A 15,550-nucleotide genomic window follows, 5' to 3' on the forward strand; every position below is an offset into this window, starting at 1 on the left:
CCTATTCCACAGGTGTCGCGGAGGTGAACTCCTGTGACCTGATCGAGCGGGGTGCCGGCGTACGCATCGAGGACATGCCCCGCCCGTCCGGCGAGTTGGCTCCACGGTCCTCCGGTGGTCCGGTGGTCCGGTGCTCCGGGCCGGAGCAGGAGGAGAGCGGTTCGGGGGAGCCCCCTGAGGGGCGGGGCGCGCAGCGTCCGAGGAGCGCGGTCGCCCGGAGAGTCGGTCGCGGGCCGCGCGGGGGTGGCCGAGCGCGATGGGGGCGTCCGCGGGGTTCGGCGAGGGGCGGCCATGCGGCCCGTAAGGCCTACGCGCGCCCCGGCCGCGCCACCCTGCGCCGTCCCGTGTGAGCTGTGGCCGCACGGACCCAGCAGATCTCTGGGACCTGGGTCCGTGCGGCCGGGCACGTTCCGGGCGTACTGCCCGTCGGCAGTGACCTCCCATGGCCGGCCGGAACGTGCGTCTTGGCGGGCCGGGACGGACCGTCGGATCCGCCGTCGGCGCCCAGGGCGGGAATCGCCGTGACCGGCTGCCGATGGCACCGGTGTCCTGGTCGGCCCTGTCGCCCCCGGCAGCTTTCCCGTTCCGCCGGAGCGGAACAATCCGTAGCGGTACCTAATGAATCCCCGGGCGAGGGGCCGCGCCCGACACCCACCGCTCCCCGGGCGAGGGGCCGCGCCCGACACCCACCGCCGCCCTGACGTCCCCACATGCCCTACCAGGGCGGGAGTTCGAGAAGGAACTGTGCGGCCCTTGCCCGAGCGACTTACGGCCAGTAGCTTCGGCTCTCACCCGCAGTGATCAGCTGACCAGCGGATGGTCGCGGGTATACACAGGGCCCTCACCCGGTACGGAGCCTCCATGACCAGTTCCCTGCTCCACGATTCGGGGGCGCCGGTTCTCGTCGGCCGTACCGGAGAACTGCACGCTCTGCTGCACGCCCTGGCCCAGCCGCCGGCGGTCGTCCTGATCGAGGGCGAGGCCGGTATCGGCAAGACCCGCCTGATCCGCGAGGCGCTGGAGCATCCGTCGGTCCGCGGCCACCGGATCCTGCTGGGCGCGTGCCATCCGCTGCGCGAACCGTTCCCGTACGGTCCCGTGTTCGATCTGCTGCGGCAGCTCGGCGACCGGGTGCCCGCCGGGCTCAACCCCGTGTGCGGCGCGCTGCACCCCTATCTGCCGGAGCTCACCGACTCCCTGCCGCCCGCGCTGGAGGAGCTGCGGGACCCCCGGGCCCATCAGCACCGGCTCTTCCGGGCCGTCCGATCGCTGCTGGAAGCGCTCCGCCAGGTCGTCATCGTCGTCGAGGACCTGCACTGGGCCGACGACGGCACCCGGGACCTCGTCCGCTTCCTGGTCGACGACCCACCGAGCGGCGTGTCCATCGTGCTCAGCTACCGGCGTGAGGACCTGCCCGGCGCGGCACTGCCGCTCGGCCGCGCCTACCGGCACCCGCCGGGCGCCACATCGGTGCTCGTGCCGCTCCACCCCTTGGACGTCCACGCCGTACGCAGCCTGACCGCGGTCATCACCGGCCACCAGGACGTGCCCACCGAGATCGCGACCGCCCTGCACGAACGCACCGCGGGCATTCCGTTCGTCCTGGAGGAGGTCCTCCGTACCCTCGCCAGGGACGGCGAAGGGGCCGAATGGCACACCGGGCGGGAAGCCCTGGAGACCCTGGAAGTGCCGACCCTGTTGCGCGACGCCATGGCCGACCGCATGTCCCGCCTCACCCCGCCCTCCGTGGCGGTGGTGCACGCCGCGGCGGTCCTGCGCTTCCCCGCGGGCGAGGAACTGCTGACCGCCGTGGCTCAGGCACCGCGGGGGGACGTCCCCGACGCCATCCGGGAGGCGCTGGTCGCCGGAGTGCTGCACGACCACGGCGACGACCGCTACGGCTTCCGGCACGCCCTCGCCCAGCAGGCCGTCTACGAAAGCCTGCACGGGATCGACCGTCGCCGACTGCACCGCCGGGTGGTCGACGCCCTCACCGACGCCGACCCGCAGCCACATGTCCAACTGGCCTACCACGCCCGGCAGTCGGGCGCGTTGCGGACCTGGTTGCGGCACGGGGAGGCGGCGGCGGAACGGGCCGGGCAGATGGGCGACACCGCCGTCGCCGTGGAGATCCTGGAAGGCTTGCTGGGCGACGCGCAACTGCGTACCGCCGACCGTGCCCGACTCGCGACCCGGCTCAGCCGCGCGGCGGTCATCGGCCTCTCCCACCGCCGGGCCACGAAGCTCCTGCGACGCATCCTCCAGGACAGCGAACTGCCTGACGCGGTGCGCGGGGAGATACGGCTCAACCTCGGCATTCTCCTCAACAACCAGGCAGGCAGCCACGAACAGGGCCGCGTCGACACCGAGACGGCGGTGGCGGAACTGCGGGAGCGCCCGGCGCTCGCCGCCCGGGGCATGGCGGCCCTCGCGATGCCCGGCTGGGGCGAGCACCCCTACGAGGTCTACCAGCAGTGGATCACCCGGGCCGAACAGCTCGTCGAAGGGGAGGAGGACACCGCCCTGCGCATGGCGGTCCGGGGCAACCACCTGGCCCTGCGCATGAGCCTGGGCGACCCCTCGGCCTGGGCGGACGCCGAGGCGGTGATCGGGTCGGGGCGGAGCCCGGCCGAACGGCTCGAATCGGCCCGCCTCTGCGGCAACCTCGCGGAGGCCGCCACCTGGCTCGGTCACTACACCAGGGCCCAGCACTTCAGGCTGAGGGGGCAGCGGCTCGCGGCCGAGTGCGGCGCCCCCTTCCTGCAAGGCGTCATCGACGGTACGGCCTTGCGGCTGGAGTGGAACCAGGGCCAGTGGTCCGGCCTGGCCGACCGCGCCCGGCGGCTTCTCGACATGGCTCAGGACGTCTCCGGTATCGCCGCCGACGCCCACCTCGTCCTGGGGCTGCTCGCGATCGCCCGGGGCGAATGGGAGGAGGCGACCGACGAACTCGGTGCGGCGGCGCTGAGCGACCCCGCGAACACCGCGGCGCCCGTACTGGCCGCCGCCTCCGGAGCGATGGCCCGGGTGCGGGTGGCGCGCGGTGAGATCGAGGCCGGCCGTGCGGAGGCCGAACGGGGCATCGCCCGCGTCCGCCGCAAGGGCATCTGGGCCTGGGGAGGCGACCTCGTCCCCATGGCCGTGGCGGCACTGCTGCGCAGCGGGCGCACCGCCGAGGCCGAGTCCCTGCTCACCGAGTTCGCCCAGGGCATCGCCGGACTGGACGCGCCCCTGGCAGCCGCCGCCCTGGCAGCCGGCCGCGGCATGGTCGCGGCCGGCGGACAACGCCACGGCGAGGCCATCGCGGCGTTCGACCTCGCCCACAGCGCGTACGCCGGTCTCCCGCGCCCCTACTCGGCCGCACGGGCCGCCGAGGCATCGGTGCGGTGCCGGATCGCGAGCGGTGACGCCACGGCCGCGCGGCACATGGCGGAGCTCGCGGAGCAGTTCACGGCCCTGGGAGCCACCCGCGACGCGGCCCGCTGCCGACGCGTACTGCGCGGCAACGGCGTCGTGACGCCCTCGCTCCGGGGCAGGCGCGGATACGGCGACCAACTGTCCCCGCGCGAGCGGGACGTGGCCAGGCTGGTGGCCATCGGACACACCAACCGCGAGATCGCCGACGTGCTCTTCCTCTCGCCCCGCACCGTCGAGCAGCACGTCGCGAAAGTGCTGCGCAAGCTGAATGTGGCATCCCGGTCGCAGGTCGTGGAACCGCCGCCGCACGCCGAGTGACCCCGTACGCGCACCCGCAGTCCCGCGCGTTTCCCCCGGGGCCGAGCGGACACGGTTCCTCGGGCTGTGCGGCGTCCGCCTCGAACTCCCGTGGGTGGTCCTTCACGACCACGAGATGTTCCTTCTCAGCTCCTTCGGACCCGGTGTCTCGTGTGTCCGGCATCAGGGGGCAGGGTCCGCCGTTCACCTCTCCCGTGCCCTGGCGCGCCTCTCTCCTGCTCGAGGCCCGGCGGTCACGGCCGCAGGACGGGCGTCCGCCTGCCGGTGTGCAGCGGAGTGCCCGCCGCGAGTCGCTCAGGGGCCAGTGCCAGCGACCGGGCCGCGGTGGCGCCCACATCGGCGAGACTGTCCGCGTCCGGCAGCAGTTCCTGACCGTCCTCGCCGGGCCGGTGGATGAGCACCGGCACGTACTCCCGGGTGTGGTGGGCGTGACCGATCGTGGGGTCGTTGCCGTGGTCGCCGGTGACGATCAGCCGGTCCCCGGGGGCCGCCAGCAGGGCCATGAGGCCGGCGAGCCCGGCGTCGACCTGCTCCAGGAGCCGCCCGTAGCGCGTGGCGTCCTGCTGGTGGCCCGCCAGGTCGGTCTCCTGGACGTTCGCGACGACCAGGGCGTCGCCGTCGGCGCGTACGGCCTCCAGCGTGTCGGCCAGGACGTCGGAGGTGGCCACGGCCGGGCGGTGGGTCGCCGCCTCGCACACCAGGATGTCGGCCGCCTTGCCGACCAGGGTGACCGGGATCCCGGCGCGGGCCGCCAGTGCGGGCAGCTGGCGGGTGTGGTCGAGCGGGGCGCCCAGGTGCTGGACCCGCAGTCCGCCGTTGCGGTAGAAGCCGGTCGCCGGGGTGTCCAGCCCCACCGTCCCGCCGTCCCCGGGCCGCACGAACCGGGTCAGCGGGCCGTCCGCGTGCCCGCCGACCGCGATGACCCGGGCGACCGGTGCCACCGCGCGAACCGTGCGGGCGATGGCGAGGATCCCCTCGGGTCCCTCGAAGGGGAGGTCGTCGAGCGCGCCGGAGGCGTTCCAGTTGATCCCGGGATCGGCCTCCAGGTTGTCGTGCACGAGGACCGAACCGTCGACGACGAGCAGGGGGCCGCCGTCGAGCCGTTCCGTCCGGTGCCCGGCCGCCGCGAGCGCCCCGGCGACCTCGTCGAGGTGGTCGGCCAGGCGGGCGACGGCCACCCGGCTGAAGTCGGCGCCCATCATGGTCTGGTGGCCGGCGAAGGTGTCCGCGCCCGGGTAGCCGAGGGCGGCCCGGCCCGCCGCCACCGGGAGCCGGGTCCGGCGGGCCAGGTCCGGATGGGCGTGGACCAGGCCGAGGCCCAGGGATTCCAGCACCGGCAGGCGCAGCGGCCGGCCGAACGCGGTGCGGGCGTGGTCGAGGACGTGCCCGCAGGTGTCGGCGGCGAGGTCGCCGGGGCGCGGTGTGCCCGCGTCGGGCATGGCGCCGATGCCGAACCCGTCGATGACGACGATGACGGTCCTGGCCATGAGGTGCTCCTTACAGGGCTCGGCCCTGGGCGTCGTAGAGGCCGTTCAGCCGGGGAGTGCCGGAGGAGAGGCCGGAGACGACGGCGACGGTCGAGCGGGTGACGAAGATCTGGGTGCGGAAGGCGAGCAGCGCGGTGTCGCCGACACGGACGTCCGTGCCGTCGGCGGGCGCGTCGAGCAGGCGGTAGTAGTCGATGTTCCGGGCGGGCGCGTCCTGTACGCCGAGGTGGGTGCCGGTCCTCGGCAGGAGGGCCGAGCGGATGTGGGAGCGGGCGTAGAAGCCGCCGCCGAACAGGGCGGGCCGGCCGTCGTCGAGGGTGTGGGCGACCTCCGTGACGTAGACGTAGGCGGGCTTCTCGGGCTGCGCGGGGTCCAGGGCGTGCAGCGGGGTGGTGCCGGTGAGGGCGTGACCCGGTTCGCCGTGGGTGGCGCCCCGTTCGGCGAGGAGCGGGAGGGAGGCGGCCGACGTGGCGCTGGGCGCGCTCAGTACGAGGTCGCGGTGGCCGCGGGCGGCCAGCACCTCGCGGGCCTTGACCGCCAGGTCGAAGGTGGGGGTGGCCGTGGGCAGGCCCGTGGCCGGGTCGCACAGGACGCAGGGGAAGGCGGTGACGCCCGCGATCCGCAGGGAGTCCAGGGCCTCGGCCGCCTCCGCGAAGGCGTCCATGTGCTCCAGCGGGACCCCGCCCTCCTGGCCGGGGTAGACGCTGCCGTCGGCCCCCTCGACCCGGATCAGGACGTCCTGCACGAGGCCCGCCTCACGGGCCGCGTCCGCCACGGCACGCGCGTTGGCCAGGTCGAAGACCGTGACGTGGTCGGGGCGCCGGGCCAGTATCCCGGGCAGGGCGCGCCGCGGGATCTGGCTGAGATGGCCGACGTTGCCCAGGCGCGCCCCGGCGGCGTCCAGGGTCCGGGCCTCGGCGACGTCGATGGCGGCGGCGCGGGGGATGTGGCGGGCGACGGCCCGGATGAGTTCGGGGTTGCGGCCCAGCTGCTTGACGACGAACCAGAGGCCGATGCCGACGCGTTCGGCCGCCCCGGCCAGGAGGGCCGCGTTCTCCTCGACGGCGTCGAGGTCCATGACGTAGGTGTCCGGCGGAATGTGTCCCCGGTCGTGCAGGTCGGCCGCGGCGTCGACGAGCCCGGGGTTGCGGTGGAGCACGGAGTCGAGAAACACGGTCAGCGGTCCTTCGGTTCGTTCAGGGCGGCGAGCGAGCGGCGCAGGATGTCGATCACGAGATCCGCGCCGGCCCGCATCGGGTTGATGCGCACGGTCCAGTCGGCCAGTTCCGGGGCGTCGTCCAGGGAGGAGCTGGACATCCGGTAGAAGAGCGGGGCGATCTCGTAGCGGGAGTTCGAGCCGACCGGGTAGGGCGCGGCGCCGAAGCGTGCGGCGGCGGCGGGGAGCCGTGCGGCGACGGGCCGCTCCAGGCGGACCAGCAGACACCGGTCCTGCGCGTTGGCGATCCGCACCTCGGCGACACCGTCCACCTCCCCGGCGGCCAGCCGTTCGGCGACCTCGGAGCCCACCCGGGACTGCACGGCCCACACCACGGGGACATGGGTGAGGGCGCGCAGGGCGTCCAGCGCCTGATGCCCCTGGACCTGCCCGCCCCCGGAGTAGTTGTCGCCGCGGACCCGGGCCACCAGGTCACGGGCGCCGACGACGAGGCCGACGCCCTCGGGCCCGTGCAGCTTGAACAGGGAGAAGCACGAGGCGTCGGCGCCGAGTTCGACAGCGGCCGCCGGGGTGCGCAGTACGGCGTAGTTGTCGTCGACGACCGTGCGTACACCGGCCGCCCGGCAGGCGGCGATCACCTCCGCCGGGTCGTAGGAGTCGCCCAGGCGCTGCCGGGTGTGCTGGACATAGGCCCACCGGAACCGGCCCGATGCCAGTGCGGCACGCAGCGCCCCCAGGTCGTTGAAGTCGGCCTCCACCGTCCGTACGCCGAGACCCCGCAGGGTGACCCCGGTGGAGCGGTAGACCGGGGCCCGGTGGATCAGCAGCTCCTCGCCCGCCCCTACGGCTCCGCCGAGCGCGGCCCGGATCGCACCGGTGCCCGCGCCCTGCACGAAGGCGGCGTCCTGTGCGCCGAAGAAGTCCGCGAGCACCGCCTCCACCCGGGCCGTGGTGCGCGGTCTGCCGAGACCGGGGACGACCCCCGCGTCGGCCGCGAAGAGCTGATCGCCCTCGAAGTGCGCGGCGGTGGCCTCCAGCAGCCGGAACTGCGTGGCGACCGCGTCCTCCAGGCCGACCGTCGCCAGCGGGAAGGTCTCGGGCAGTACGGGGGGTGTCACGTCAGTTCTCCTCCACGTTCGCGCCGGTCAGGAGGCGCAGGGGGTTGCGGCGGGTCAGCAGGTCGATGAGGTCGTCGTCCGCGCCCGCGGCCCGGAACCCGGGCAGGAAGTCCTCGAAGAGGTGCCCGTAGCCCTGGCCGCCCTCGCCGCGCAGATAGCCGTGGCGCGAGATGTCGCAGCTGAGCAGGGCCCGGTCGCCGTGGCCCGCCTCCACCAGGGCCGACAGCAGCCGCAACCGGGTCCGGTCGCTCTGGTAGGACTCCTTGCCCACGGTGTCGAAGGCGACGTACGCGCCCCGCCCGGCCAGCTCCCGGTGCACCCCGGGATCGTCCAGCAGGTCCTGGTGGCCGACGCAGATCCGCTCCGCGGGCAGCCCTTCACCGGTGAGCAGCTCCAGCTGGGCGAGCCCGCCCCGGCCGAGCTGGGCGTGGGTGACGAGGGACAGCCCGGTGGCCAGCGCGGCCCGCCCGGCGGCCCGCAGCACCTTCGCCTCCGAGGCTGTCGGTACGTCGCCGTGGCTGCCGATCTCGCCGAGGACGCCGGGGCGGATGCCGGTGGAGCCGATGCCGTCCTCGATCTCCCTGACGAGGGTGGCGGTGAGCTGCTCCACGCCGGCGGTGTCGACCTCCGGGGTGTGGAACGGCTCGTAGTACCAGCCGGTCGCCGCGACGACCGGCACGTCCGCCTCCCGGGAGATCCGGGCCAGCGCGCGGACGTCGCGCCCCATGCCCCGGCAGGTCAGCTCGACGACCAGGGAGAGGCCGAACCGCTGCCGCAGGCCGCTCAGTTCACCGGTCACGGCCGCCGCATGGCGTTCCGCGTCGAGGACGGCCGCCCCGCCCCCGTTCCGGTCGAGGTCCAGGACGAGGTGCTCATGGGGGAGGGCGGGGCCGCGTACCGTGTCGGCGGCGAGCTCTCCGGTGACGGTACGCAGGGTGCGTGGCGAGGGGTGGTTCATGGCGGGTTCCTTCTCCGGTACGTGCGGGTGCGGTGGGGGTGTCAGCCCTTGACCGGGGTGAACAGGTCGATCCAGTACAGGAGGTTGAGGAGGATTCCGCCGACGATCACCGCCGCCGGGGCCGCCGCCATCTTCACGACGGGCCGGCCCATCACCTCGTTGAAGAGGTAGAGCCCGCCGACGATGAGGATGCCGAGCCCGCCGCCCATCGCGTTCGCCGCCATCAGCGAACCGAAGAGGATCGCCAGCTGGAGGGTGTCGCCGATGGCGCTGCGCAGGTGCTCCGAGGAGTCCCGCACACTGGGCAGCTTGCCGAGCACCTTGCCGATCCAGGAGAGGGCGAGCACCTCGAGCGCGAAGACGAGCGCGCCGACGACCGCCGCGAGGAAGGGGTTGGGCAGCAGGTAGCCGATCGGGTACACGAGCGTGAAGCCCGCGATGCCGTACGCACCCGAGGCCAGGGCGGTGGTCGCGATCAGCGGGATGAAGCCGAAGACCCGGTAGAAGTCGACCTGTGCGGCCTCCGCGTACTGCCCCTTGGCGATGAGGAAGCTCGTCGCCTCACCGCCGCCGAACACATGCATCTGCGCGAGGACGCAGACCCCGGCGCCGAGCAGCATGAACAGCGGGAGATACCGGCGCAGCCGCGCCGCGCTGGCGCTGAACAGCGAGGCCATCGGATCGTCGTCCGCCACCTCCTCGACCACCCCTGCCGCCCGGTCCGCCCGGCGCTGCCGGAGGTCCTTGGCGACCGCGAGGCCGATGAGCAGCAGCACGCCGACGGCCATGGCCAGCGCCCCGGCGAACATGTTCGGCCACAGCTTCATCGTCATGACGACGAGAGCCAGCTCGACCACGCCCGCCACGGCGCCCCACACGCGGCCGAACTGCTTGGTGATGGCGAGCACCGGGAACAGCGTGAAGAGGAAGAGGATCGGCGTGGACATCTGCTGCATCGCCGTCAGGAAGTCGACCGGCAGGTCGTGCGCGACGTTGTTGGCGCCGTTCAGACCGAAGACGACCACCGCGCCCCAGGCTCCGCCGAGGATCGGCGCGAGCCACTTCTTCGGCGACAGCATGCCGAGGATGTCGGTCGGCAGGAAGAGCAGCCAGGGATTGAGCACCCCGGTGGACAGGGCCATCGGGGCGCCGAGGCCGAAGATGAACCCGGCGGAGAGGCCGAAGGAGACGGCCGTCGTCGCGCTGCGGGTGGTGCGTCCCTGGATGAAGTCCAGCAGGAAGGGGCGCACCCCGTCGTTGAAGACGGCCAGGGCCATGTGCGCGATGAAGGCGGTCAGCGCGCAGAGGGCTATGACGGTCAGCTGCTGGGCGAGCGTGAAGTCGAGGCCGCTGCCTGCGGCGAGGGTGGTGCTCACGAGTCACTCCTTGGTGCCCGATACGGCGATCGGACGCCGGGTCAGCCGTGGGCCGCGATGGCGCGGGCCATGAGGGGGGCGATGGTGTCGATCTGGTCCATCGAGAAGCCGAAGACCTTCTTGCCGTCGGCGAGCAGTGCGTCGATCTGCGCGGCGTCCGGGACACCGCGGCCGAAGGTGTGGCAGGCGGCGCTGCCCATCAGGCCGACGAGGACGCCGAGGGAGGCGCCGGCGCCGGTGTGACAGGTGCCGAGGTAGTAGTCGGCCTGGCCCACCCGGAGCTTCATCGCGGCGTCGATGTCGCTGGAGGCGACCACGTCGAGGGTGTCGATGCCGAGTTCACCGATGGCACGGGTGACCTCGACCTTGCCGACTCCGCCGGTGAGGATCTTCGTCATGGCAGTTCTGCTCTCTGTGTCGGGCGGTGCTGGTTGGTGGCTGGTGAGGACCTGCGCGGTGGTCAGGGGGCGGGTGCGGGCGGGGGCTGCCGGGCCAGTACGGCCAGGTGCAGGGCGAGGAAATTGATCTCGGATTCGGGGAGCGCGGGCCCCAGCCGCCGTTCTGCCCGGGTGGAGACGGCACGGGCTCGGGCGACGGCCTCGGGGTGGCCGGCCAGTTCCGCGGTGATCTGTTCGTCGGCGGTGAACTCCTTGATGGACTCGCCGCGCAGAAGGCGGTCGAGGGCCATCGTGAGGTGGCTGGTCAGCATGCCCGCCGTCGCCTCCGTGACGGTGTGGCCCTCGGTCTCCAGAGCAGTCAGCTCGGCGGCGACGAAGTCGGTGACCTCGGGTTTCACCTGGCCGCCTTCGCGGAAGAGCTGAAGCCGCAGTGCGAGCTGGTCGTCCATGGCGATCCTCCTAATAAACAATAACCAGGATTTTGTATTTTCAGGCCGTGCGGCGCTCCGGGGAGCGTGGCCGACGGCCGTTCAGTACGAGGGCGTGCGCTCGCCCCGCAACACCTCGCTCTGTATCCGGGTCACCAGCGACAGGTCGAGTGCCTCACGGATCGCGCCGAGGGCCTTCGCCCCTTCCTTCCGGCCGATCACGGCGGCGCTGGAGTTGCGCAGGGCCAGCTCGCGGGTGACTTCGTCGCCCAGCGGGAGGACGTCGACGCCGACCCCCAGCCGGTCCTGCGCCTCGTCCAGGTTCCAGACGGTGGCGTCCACCTCGTGGCGGGCGAAGAGGTCGTGCAGTTGCATGTACGACACCTCCCGCCACTCGATGTCCCGGCGCCCGGCGAACACCCGCTCCACCAGCATGCGCAGGTCCTCCGAGGCGTGGTCGACCGCCACGCGCAGCCCCGGTGCCTCCAGGTCGACGCCGTGCCGCACCAGCATGCCGTGCGCGCCGACGTACGTGGCGGGGCCGAGGTCGGCCACCAGCTCCACCGGATGTTCGGCGATCAGCTGGTCCGCGGCGAACCGCGACAGCACCACGAGATCGACCTTGCCGTCGAGCAGTGCGGCGGTCCGGGCCCCGGCGCCGCGCATGAAGGTGACCGCGAACGGCGCCCCGGCCTGCTCGAACGCTCCGCGTAGACCGGTGGCCAGCCCCTCGTACCGGCGGGAGTACGGCAGCGGCATCGCCGCGAGCAGTGTGCCGAGCCCGGACAGCCGCCACAGGACCGCGCGGTCCGAACGGACGAGGAACGTGCCCAGGTGGCCCCGGGCCGTCGTGGCGATCGCCCCGGACTCCTCCAGCAGCTGGAGTGCGGCCTGCACGGTGCCGTTGCCGCAGTCCAGCTCTTCCGCGAAGTCCCGTACGCGGGGCAGGCGGGTGTCCGGCTCGTGGTTGAGGAGCAGGACAGCCAGCTGTCGGGCGGCGAGGCCGTTGCGGGTGAGGAATCGAGAGTCGAAGTCGTCCACACCCCGAACAGTAAACAGGATTCTGGATACTGGCAAGGGTCGTCCGGATTCCGCGCTTCCCGCTCCTCCGGCGCGGCGACGCCGCGCTCAGCTCCCCCGCACCGAAGCGTTCGCTCCCCGTCCCACCCAGGTGGCTTCAGGGCTTCCTGGCCACCGCGCCGTACATGGCGATGTCCCGGCCGTCGACGCCACTCTGCTCCGGACCGGGCCGCCAGGTGTGCACCTGGGTGACCCCGGGGTCCTGCAACTCCAGCCCGTCGAAGAACGAGGTGGCGGTTTGTAGATCGCGCAGGACGAAGGGCATGCCCTGCTGGCGGTACTCCTGTGCCACCCGGTTGACCTCCTCGGGTGCGAAGTCCGCGGTGCCGATGGTCATGGCCAGGTAGCTGCCGGACGGCAGCGGGTCCAGCAGCCTCGTGACCAGACGCCGGTCGTCGGGGGGCAGGATGAAGTGCATGATGCCGATCACCATCAGGCCGACGGGCCGGTCCAGGTCGATCAGCTCCCGGAACTCGGGGCTGCCGAGGATGGCGTCGGGGTCGTGCATGTCGGCGTCCACGTAGGCGGTGGCGCCCTCGGCCGAGCTCTGGAGCAGGGCACGCGCGTGGGCGAGCACGATGGGGTCGTTGTCCACGTAGACCACGTGCGACTCCGGTGCCACCTCCTGCACGACCTGGTGCAGGTTGGGCGAGGTCGGCAGCCCCGTACCGACGTCGAGGAACTGGCGGATGCCGCACTCCTCGGCGAGGAAGCGCCCGGCGCGGTGCATGAACCGGCGGTTCTCCATCATGTGGACAGGCAGGGCGGGCCAGTGGCGGCACATCGCGTCGCCGGCTTCGGCGTCGACGGGATGGTGGTCCTTGCCGCCCAGAATGTAGTCGTAGACCCGGGCGGAGTGAGCCCGGGAGGTGGCGAGTCCGCTCTGCCGGTCATGGGAGGTGCTCATGCGGGGCCTCTTTCGGTCAGGTACGGCTTGTTCGACGGTATGAACGTGGTGCCGGGTCCGCAAGCGAAGCGGTCGGGCCCGATCACGTCCGCTGTCCCGGGCGGAGGTGAGGCACCCGGTGTGTTCCTTCTTCCTTGCCGATGGGCTACTGGTCCGTCCGGGCCTGCAGGGCGATGACGGCGATGTCGTCCCGCCGGTTCTGGACGGGCGGCAGGAGCTTGCGGATCAGTGTCGCCAGGGGCACACCGGCCCGCGCCAGTGCTTCGGTGTGCTCACGCAGACGCCGGAGGTTGTCGCCGATGTCCGTGCCCGGTGCCTCCACCAGCCCGTCCGTGTAGAGCACCAAGGTGTCGCCTTCCCGGAGGACCGTGTGGAGATCGGTACGGGGCAGGGCGTCGGTGACGCAGAGCGGCGGGTCCGGGGCCGTGAGGCCGTGCAGGTATCGCGGCGGCGCGTCGAGAGGGATGAGCAGCGGCGGCGGGTGACCCGCGTTCGACAAGGTGACGCGCCAGAGGCGAGGGGCCAGCCGACGGATGACCGCGTGCACCGCCGTGACCATCGACGGCCCGTCCAGCGCCTGCACGATGCGGTCGAGCCGGCTCAGGGTGACCGCCGGGCTGGCGGCCGGCCCGCTGTCGTAGGCGAGTCCGCGCAACAGGCTGTTGACACGCCCCATCGCGGTGGCCGCGTCCAGGTCATGGCCCGCGATGTCGCCGATGGACAGGGCGAGCGAGTCGGCCGAGAGCCTGACGGCGTCGTACCAGTCCCCACCGACCTCCGCGGCCGAGTCGGCCGGATGGTAGAGCGCTGTGATCGAGATCCCGTCGACCGCCGGCGGAGGAGCGAGGAAGGACTGCTGCAGGGCGAGGGCCTTGTCACGGACGCTCTGCAGCTCCATGGTCCGGCGCAAGGGGCCGCTCATCTGCTGGAAGACGTCCTGCAACAGGTTCAGATCGGCCTCGTCCGGCGGTGGGTTCCCCCGGCAGGTCGTCGTGGTGGCCAGGGCGACGGTCCTGCCGTCCACCACGACGGGAAGCAGCGCGACGCTGGTCGCGCCGGCTTTGCGCAGCCACCGTAGGGAAGACTTCGACAGGCCGTCCTCCGGAGGCTCTCCGGGCGGGAAGGTCAACAGCCGGGACTTCTGGCTCTCGATGACCTGCCGTGGGGCCGCCCCCCACAGAACGTCCCTGTCCAGCGGGTACAGGGACGGCAGCCCGGGTGCCAGCCCCACGCTCTCCGTCGACGCCTCGAGCGCCGCGTCCCCGGGCAGCCGGTGGCCGGGTCCGGGCTCGCCCCGCACGTGGAAGATGGCGACGGCATCCGCGAGTTCGGGGACCACGGCGGCCGCGGTCGTCAGGAACGCCTCGGACAGGTCATGCGCGGCCGGTACCGCCGCCATGCGGGCCAGCAGCTTCTCCCGCATCCGGATACGCCAGTGGACCTCGGCGTCGGCGGCCGTGCCGACCCATTCCACGGCACCTTCCTCGTCCAGCACGGGTACGGCGATGATCTTGATGTGGCGGAAGCGGTCGGGGGTCTCCTCGAGCCGCACTCGTACAACTGTGTCGACCGGAGACTTCTCCTCGGCGGCCCTGCGCCAAGCCCGCCGGAACCAGCCGCGGTCCTTCGGATGTACGGCGTCGATCCACGACGTCCCGTCATCGGGACGCCACAGCCGCTCCCTCATGCCGCTGCCCGCCAGAAGAGTGATGGCCCCGTCGGCCGACAGCACCCAGACCGACTGCGGCACGGCGCTCATGAGGGCCGCATAGTGCTGGAGGAGACGGTCTCGATTCACCGCCCCCGCCTTCGGTGTCCGCCCGACGGCGGGAAGGTCCCGGACAGCGCCAGGGCCGCCTCGTACGGCCTCGGAGCGGGGACGTGGCTCGCGGTGCGGACACCACGGACCGGGGGGCGCCCGGCAGGACCCGTCGGCTGCCCCACGAAGCGGTACCGGGTCGGCGCCGCGGGGCACTCCAGGCTCTTTTCGCCACTCATGTCCCGATCATCTCCCGCATCCGGGACGACAGCACGCTCTGACCGACGAGGCCCTGCCGGTGTTCCGCGCGGTCGCGGCAACGGAACCGGGCCGGAGCTGGCCTCTTGCTTCACGGCCTTTACGGCGGCTGCCCCGAAGGGCGGCTCGCACGTGCTCCGGTGCACCTACGCCTCCATCACGCCGAAGCTGGGCGGTCCCTCGTGACCTCGGTGAGGTGGCTCGGACGCTCCTCGCCCTCGATCACCCTGAGTTACTATGCTCACTTCATGCCGGAGGCCGGAGGCAAGGGGCGCGGCGCCACCGACGGCCTGCTGGGGGAGTGGGGAGAGCAGCGTGCCGTTCGAAGCTCCTCGGCTTCTCCCCGGTGTCGCCGGCCGGCGGTCCTCCCCGCCGCACCCCCAAAAGGACGTCCGTGGACTGCAAGGCTGAAGAGATGGGTGGCCTGGGAAAGTGCTGGAAGAAGTCGTAGCGACCCGCTATGTCACGCCCCTGCGGGAGGGCGGCTCGCTCCCCGGGATCGTCGAGGCCGACGACCTGGGCACGTACGTCATGAAGTTCACCGGAGCCGGCCAGGGCCGCAAGACGCTCGTCGCGGAGGTCATCTGCGGGGAGCTGGGGCGGCGGCTGGGACTCCGGGTGCCGGAGCTGGTGACCATCGAGCTCGATCCGGTGATCGGTCTCGCCGAGCCCGACCAGGAGGTGCAGGAGCTGCTCAAGGCGAGCGGCGGGCTGAACCTCGGCATGGACTACCTGCCGGGCTCGCTCGGGTTCGACCCGCTCGCCTACGAGGTGGGCCGCCTCGAACAGCGTCTTGAACTGCGCCGTGTCGCTGTTGCTGAAAGCCTTGAACGGCAGGCTCACGGGGATCTCCCAGCCCTGGCCGACGT

Annotated in this window: 12 protein-coding genes; 2 read left to right on the top strand and 10 right to left on the bottom strand. The window is 72.6% G+C overall.

What is annotated here, in order from left to right; translation table 11 throughout:
* Nucleotides 1-861: 861 nt before the first annotated feature.
* Nucleotides 862-3,735, top strand: a complete 2,874-nt coding sequence (locus AB0917_RS20370) for an AAA family ATPase (RefSeq protein ID WP_366820996.1) — start codon at nt 862-864, stop codon at nt 3,733-3,735.
* 233 nt (nt 3,736-3,968) lie between these two features.
* On the opposite strand, the gene AB0917_RS20375 is transcribed toward AB0917_RS20370, so the two are convergent.
* From AB0917_RS20375 to AB0917_RS20420, 10 genes are all read right to left on the bottom strand, one after another.
* Nucleotides 3,969-5,222, bottom strand: a complete 1,254-nt coding sequence (locus AB0917_RS20375; RefSeq protein WP_366820997.1) for a phosphopentomutase — start codon at nt 5,220-5,222, stop codon at nt 3,969-3,971.
* A 10-nt stretch (nt 5,223-5,232) separates the two neighbouring features.
* Entirely contained in the window at nt 5,233-6,396 is a 1,164-nt protein-coding gene (locus AB0917_RS20380) for an alanine racemase (protein WP_366820998.1), read from the bottom strand.
* A gap of 2 nt (nt 6,397-6,398) precedes the next feature.
* Nucleotides 6,399-7,517: an aminotransferase class V-fold PLP-dependent enzyme gene (locus tag AB0917_RS20385; RefSeq protein WP_366820999.1), complete on the bottom strand. Its 1,119-nt coding sequence runs from the start codon at nt 7,515-7,517 to the stop codon at nt 6,399-6,401.
* A 1-nt stretch (nt 7,518) separates the two neighbouring features.
* Nucleotides 7,519-8,475 carry a phosphotriesterase gene (locus AB0917_RS20390; RefSeq protein ID WP_366821000.1) on the bottom strand — a complete coding sequence of 319 codons (957 nt, stop codon included), beginning with the start codon at nt 8,473-8,475 and terminating at the stop codon, nt 7,519-7,521.
* Nucleotides 8,476-8,516: 41 nt separating this feature from the next.
* Nucleotides 8,517-9,851 (bottom strand): YhfT family protein, encoded by a 1,335-nt coding sequence (locus AB0917_RS20395; RefSeq protein WP_366821001.1) that lies wholly within the window; start codon nt 9,849-9,851, stop codon nt 8,517-8,519.
* A gap of 41 nt (nt 9,852-9,892) precedes the next feature.
* The gene (locus AB0917_RS20400; RefSeq protein WP_366821002.1) at nt 9,893-10,249 is read right to left on the bottom strand and encodes a DUF2620 domain-containing protein; all 357 of its coding nucleotides are present in this window, start codon (nt 10,247-10,249) and stop codon (nt 9,893-9,895) included.
* A 62-nt stretch (nt 10,250-10,311) separates the two neighbouring features.
* Nucleotides 10,312-10,698: a PRD domain-containing protein gene (locus AB0917_RS20405; protein WP_366821003.1), complete on the bottom strand. Its 387-nt coding sequence runs from the start codon at nt 10,696-10,698 to the stop codon at nt 10,312-10,314.
* A gap of 81 nt (nt 10,699-10,779) precedes the next feature.
* On the bottom strand, nt 10,780-11,718 hold the full coding sequence (gene yhfZ, locus AB0917_RS20410) for a GntR family transcriptional regulator YhfZ (RefSeq protein ID WP_366821004.1): 939 nt from the start codon (nt 11,716-11,718) through the stop codon (nt 10,780-10,782).
* Nucleotides 11,719-11,854: 136 nt separating this feature from the next.
* Nucleotides 11,855-12,664, bottom strand: coding sequence for an SAM-dependent methyltransferase (locus AB0917_RS20415; protein ID WP_366821005.1), 810 nt, complete (start codon nt 12,662-12,664; stop codon nt 11,855-11,857).
* 145 nt (nt 12,665-12,809) lie between these two features.
* Nucleotides 12,810-14,462 carry a SpoIIE family protein phosphatase gene (locus AB0917_RS20420; protein WP_366821006.1) on the bottom strand — a complete coding sequence of 551 codons (1,653 nt, stop codon included), beginning with the start codon at nt 14,460-14,462 and terminating at the stop codon, nt 12,810-12,812.
* A gap of 651 nt (nt 14,463-15,113) precedes the next feature.
* Here AB0917_RS20420 and AB0917_RS20425 point away from each other — a divergent pair.
* A partial coding sequence (locus tag AB0917_RS20425) for a HipA family kinase (protein WP_366821007.1) occupies nt 15,114-15,550 on the top strand: 437 nt, incomplete at its 3' end.

It is taken from the genome of Streptomyces sp. NPDC007346 (assembly GCF_040703535.1).
Lineage (GTDB): Bacteria > Actinomycetota > Actinomycetes > Streptomycetales > Streptomycetaceae > Streptomyces.

What these genes read in the sequence shown, in the direction of transcription:
- AB0917_RS20370 (WP_366820996.1), top strand. Translation starts at nt 862, where the DNA reads ATGACCAGTTCCCTGCTCCACGATTCGGGGGCGCCGGTTCTCGTCGGC.
- AB0917_RS20375 (WP_366820997.1), bottom strand. Translation starts at nt 5,222, where the DNA reads ATGGCCAGGACCGTCATCGTCGTCATCGACGGGTTCGGCATCGGCGCC.
- AB0917_RS20390 (WP_366821000.1), bottom strand. Translation starts at nt 8,475, where the DNA reads ATGAACCACCCCTCGCCACGCACCCTGCGTACCGTCACCGGAGAGCTC.
- AB0917_RS20400 (WP_366821002.1), bottom strand. Translation starts at nt 10,249, where the DNA reads ATGACGAAGATCCTCACCGGCGGAGTCGGCAAGGTCGAGGTCACCCGT.
- AB0917_RS20405 (WP_366821003.1), bottom strand. Translation starts at nt 10,698, where the DNA reads ATGGACGACCAGCTCGCACTGCGGCTTCAGCTCTTCCGCGAAGGCGGC.
- AB0917_RS20415 (WP_366821005.1), bottom strand. Translation starts at nt 12,664, where the DNA reads ATGAGCACCTCCCATGACCGGCAGAGCGGACTCGCCACCTCCCGGGCT.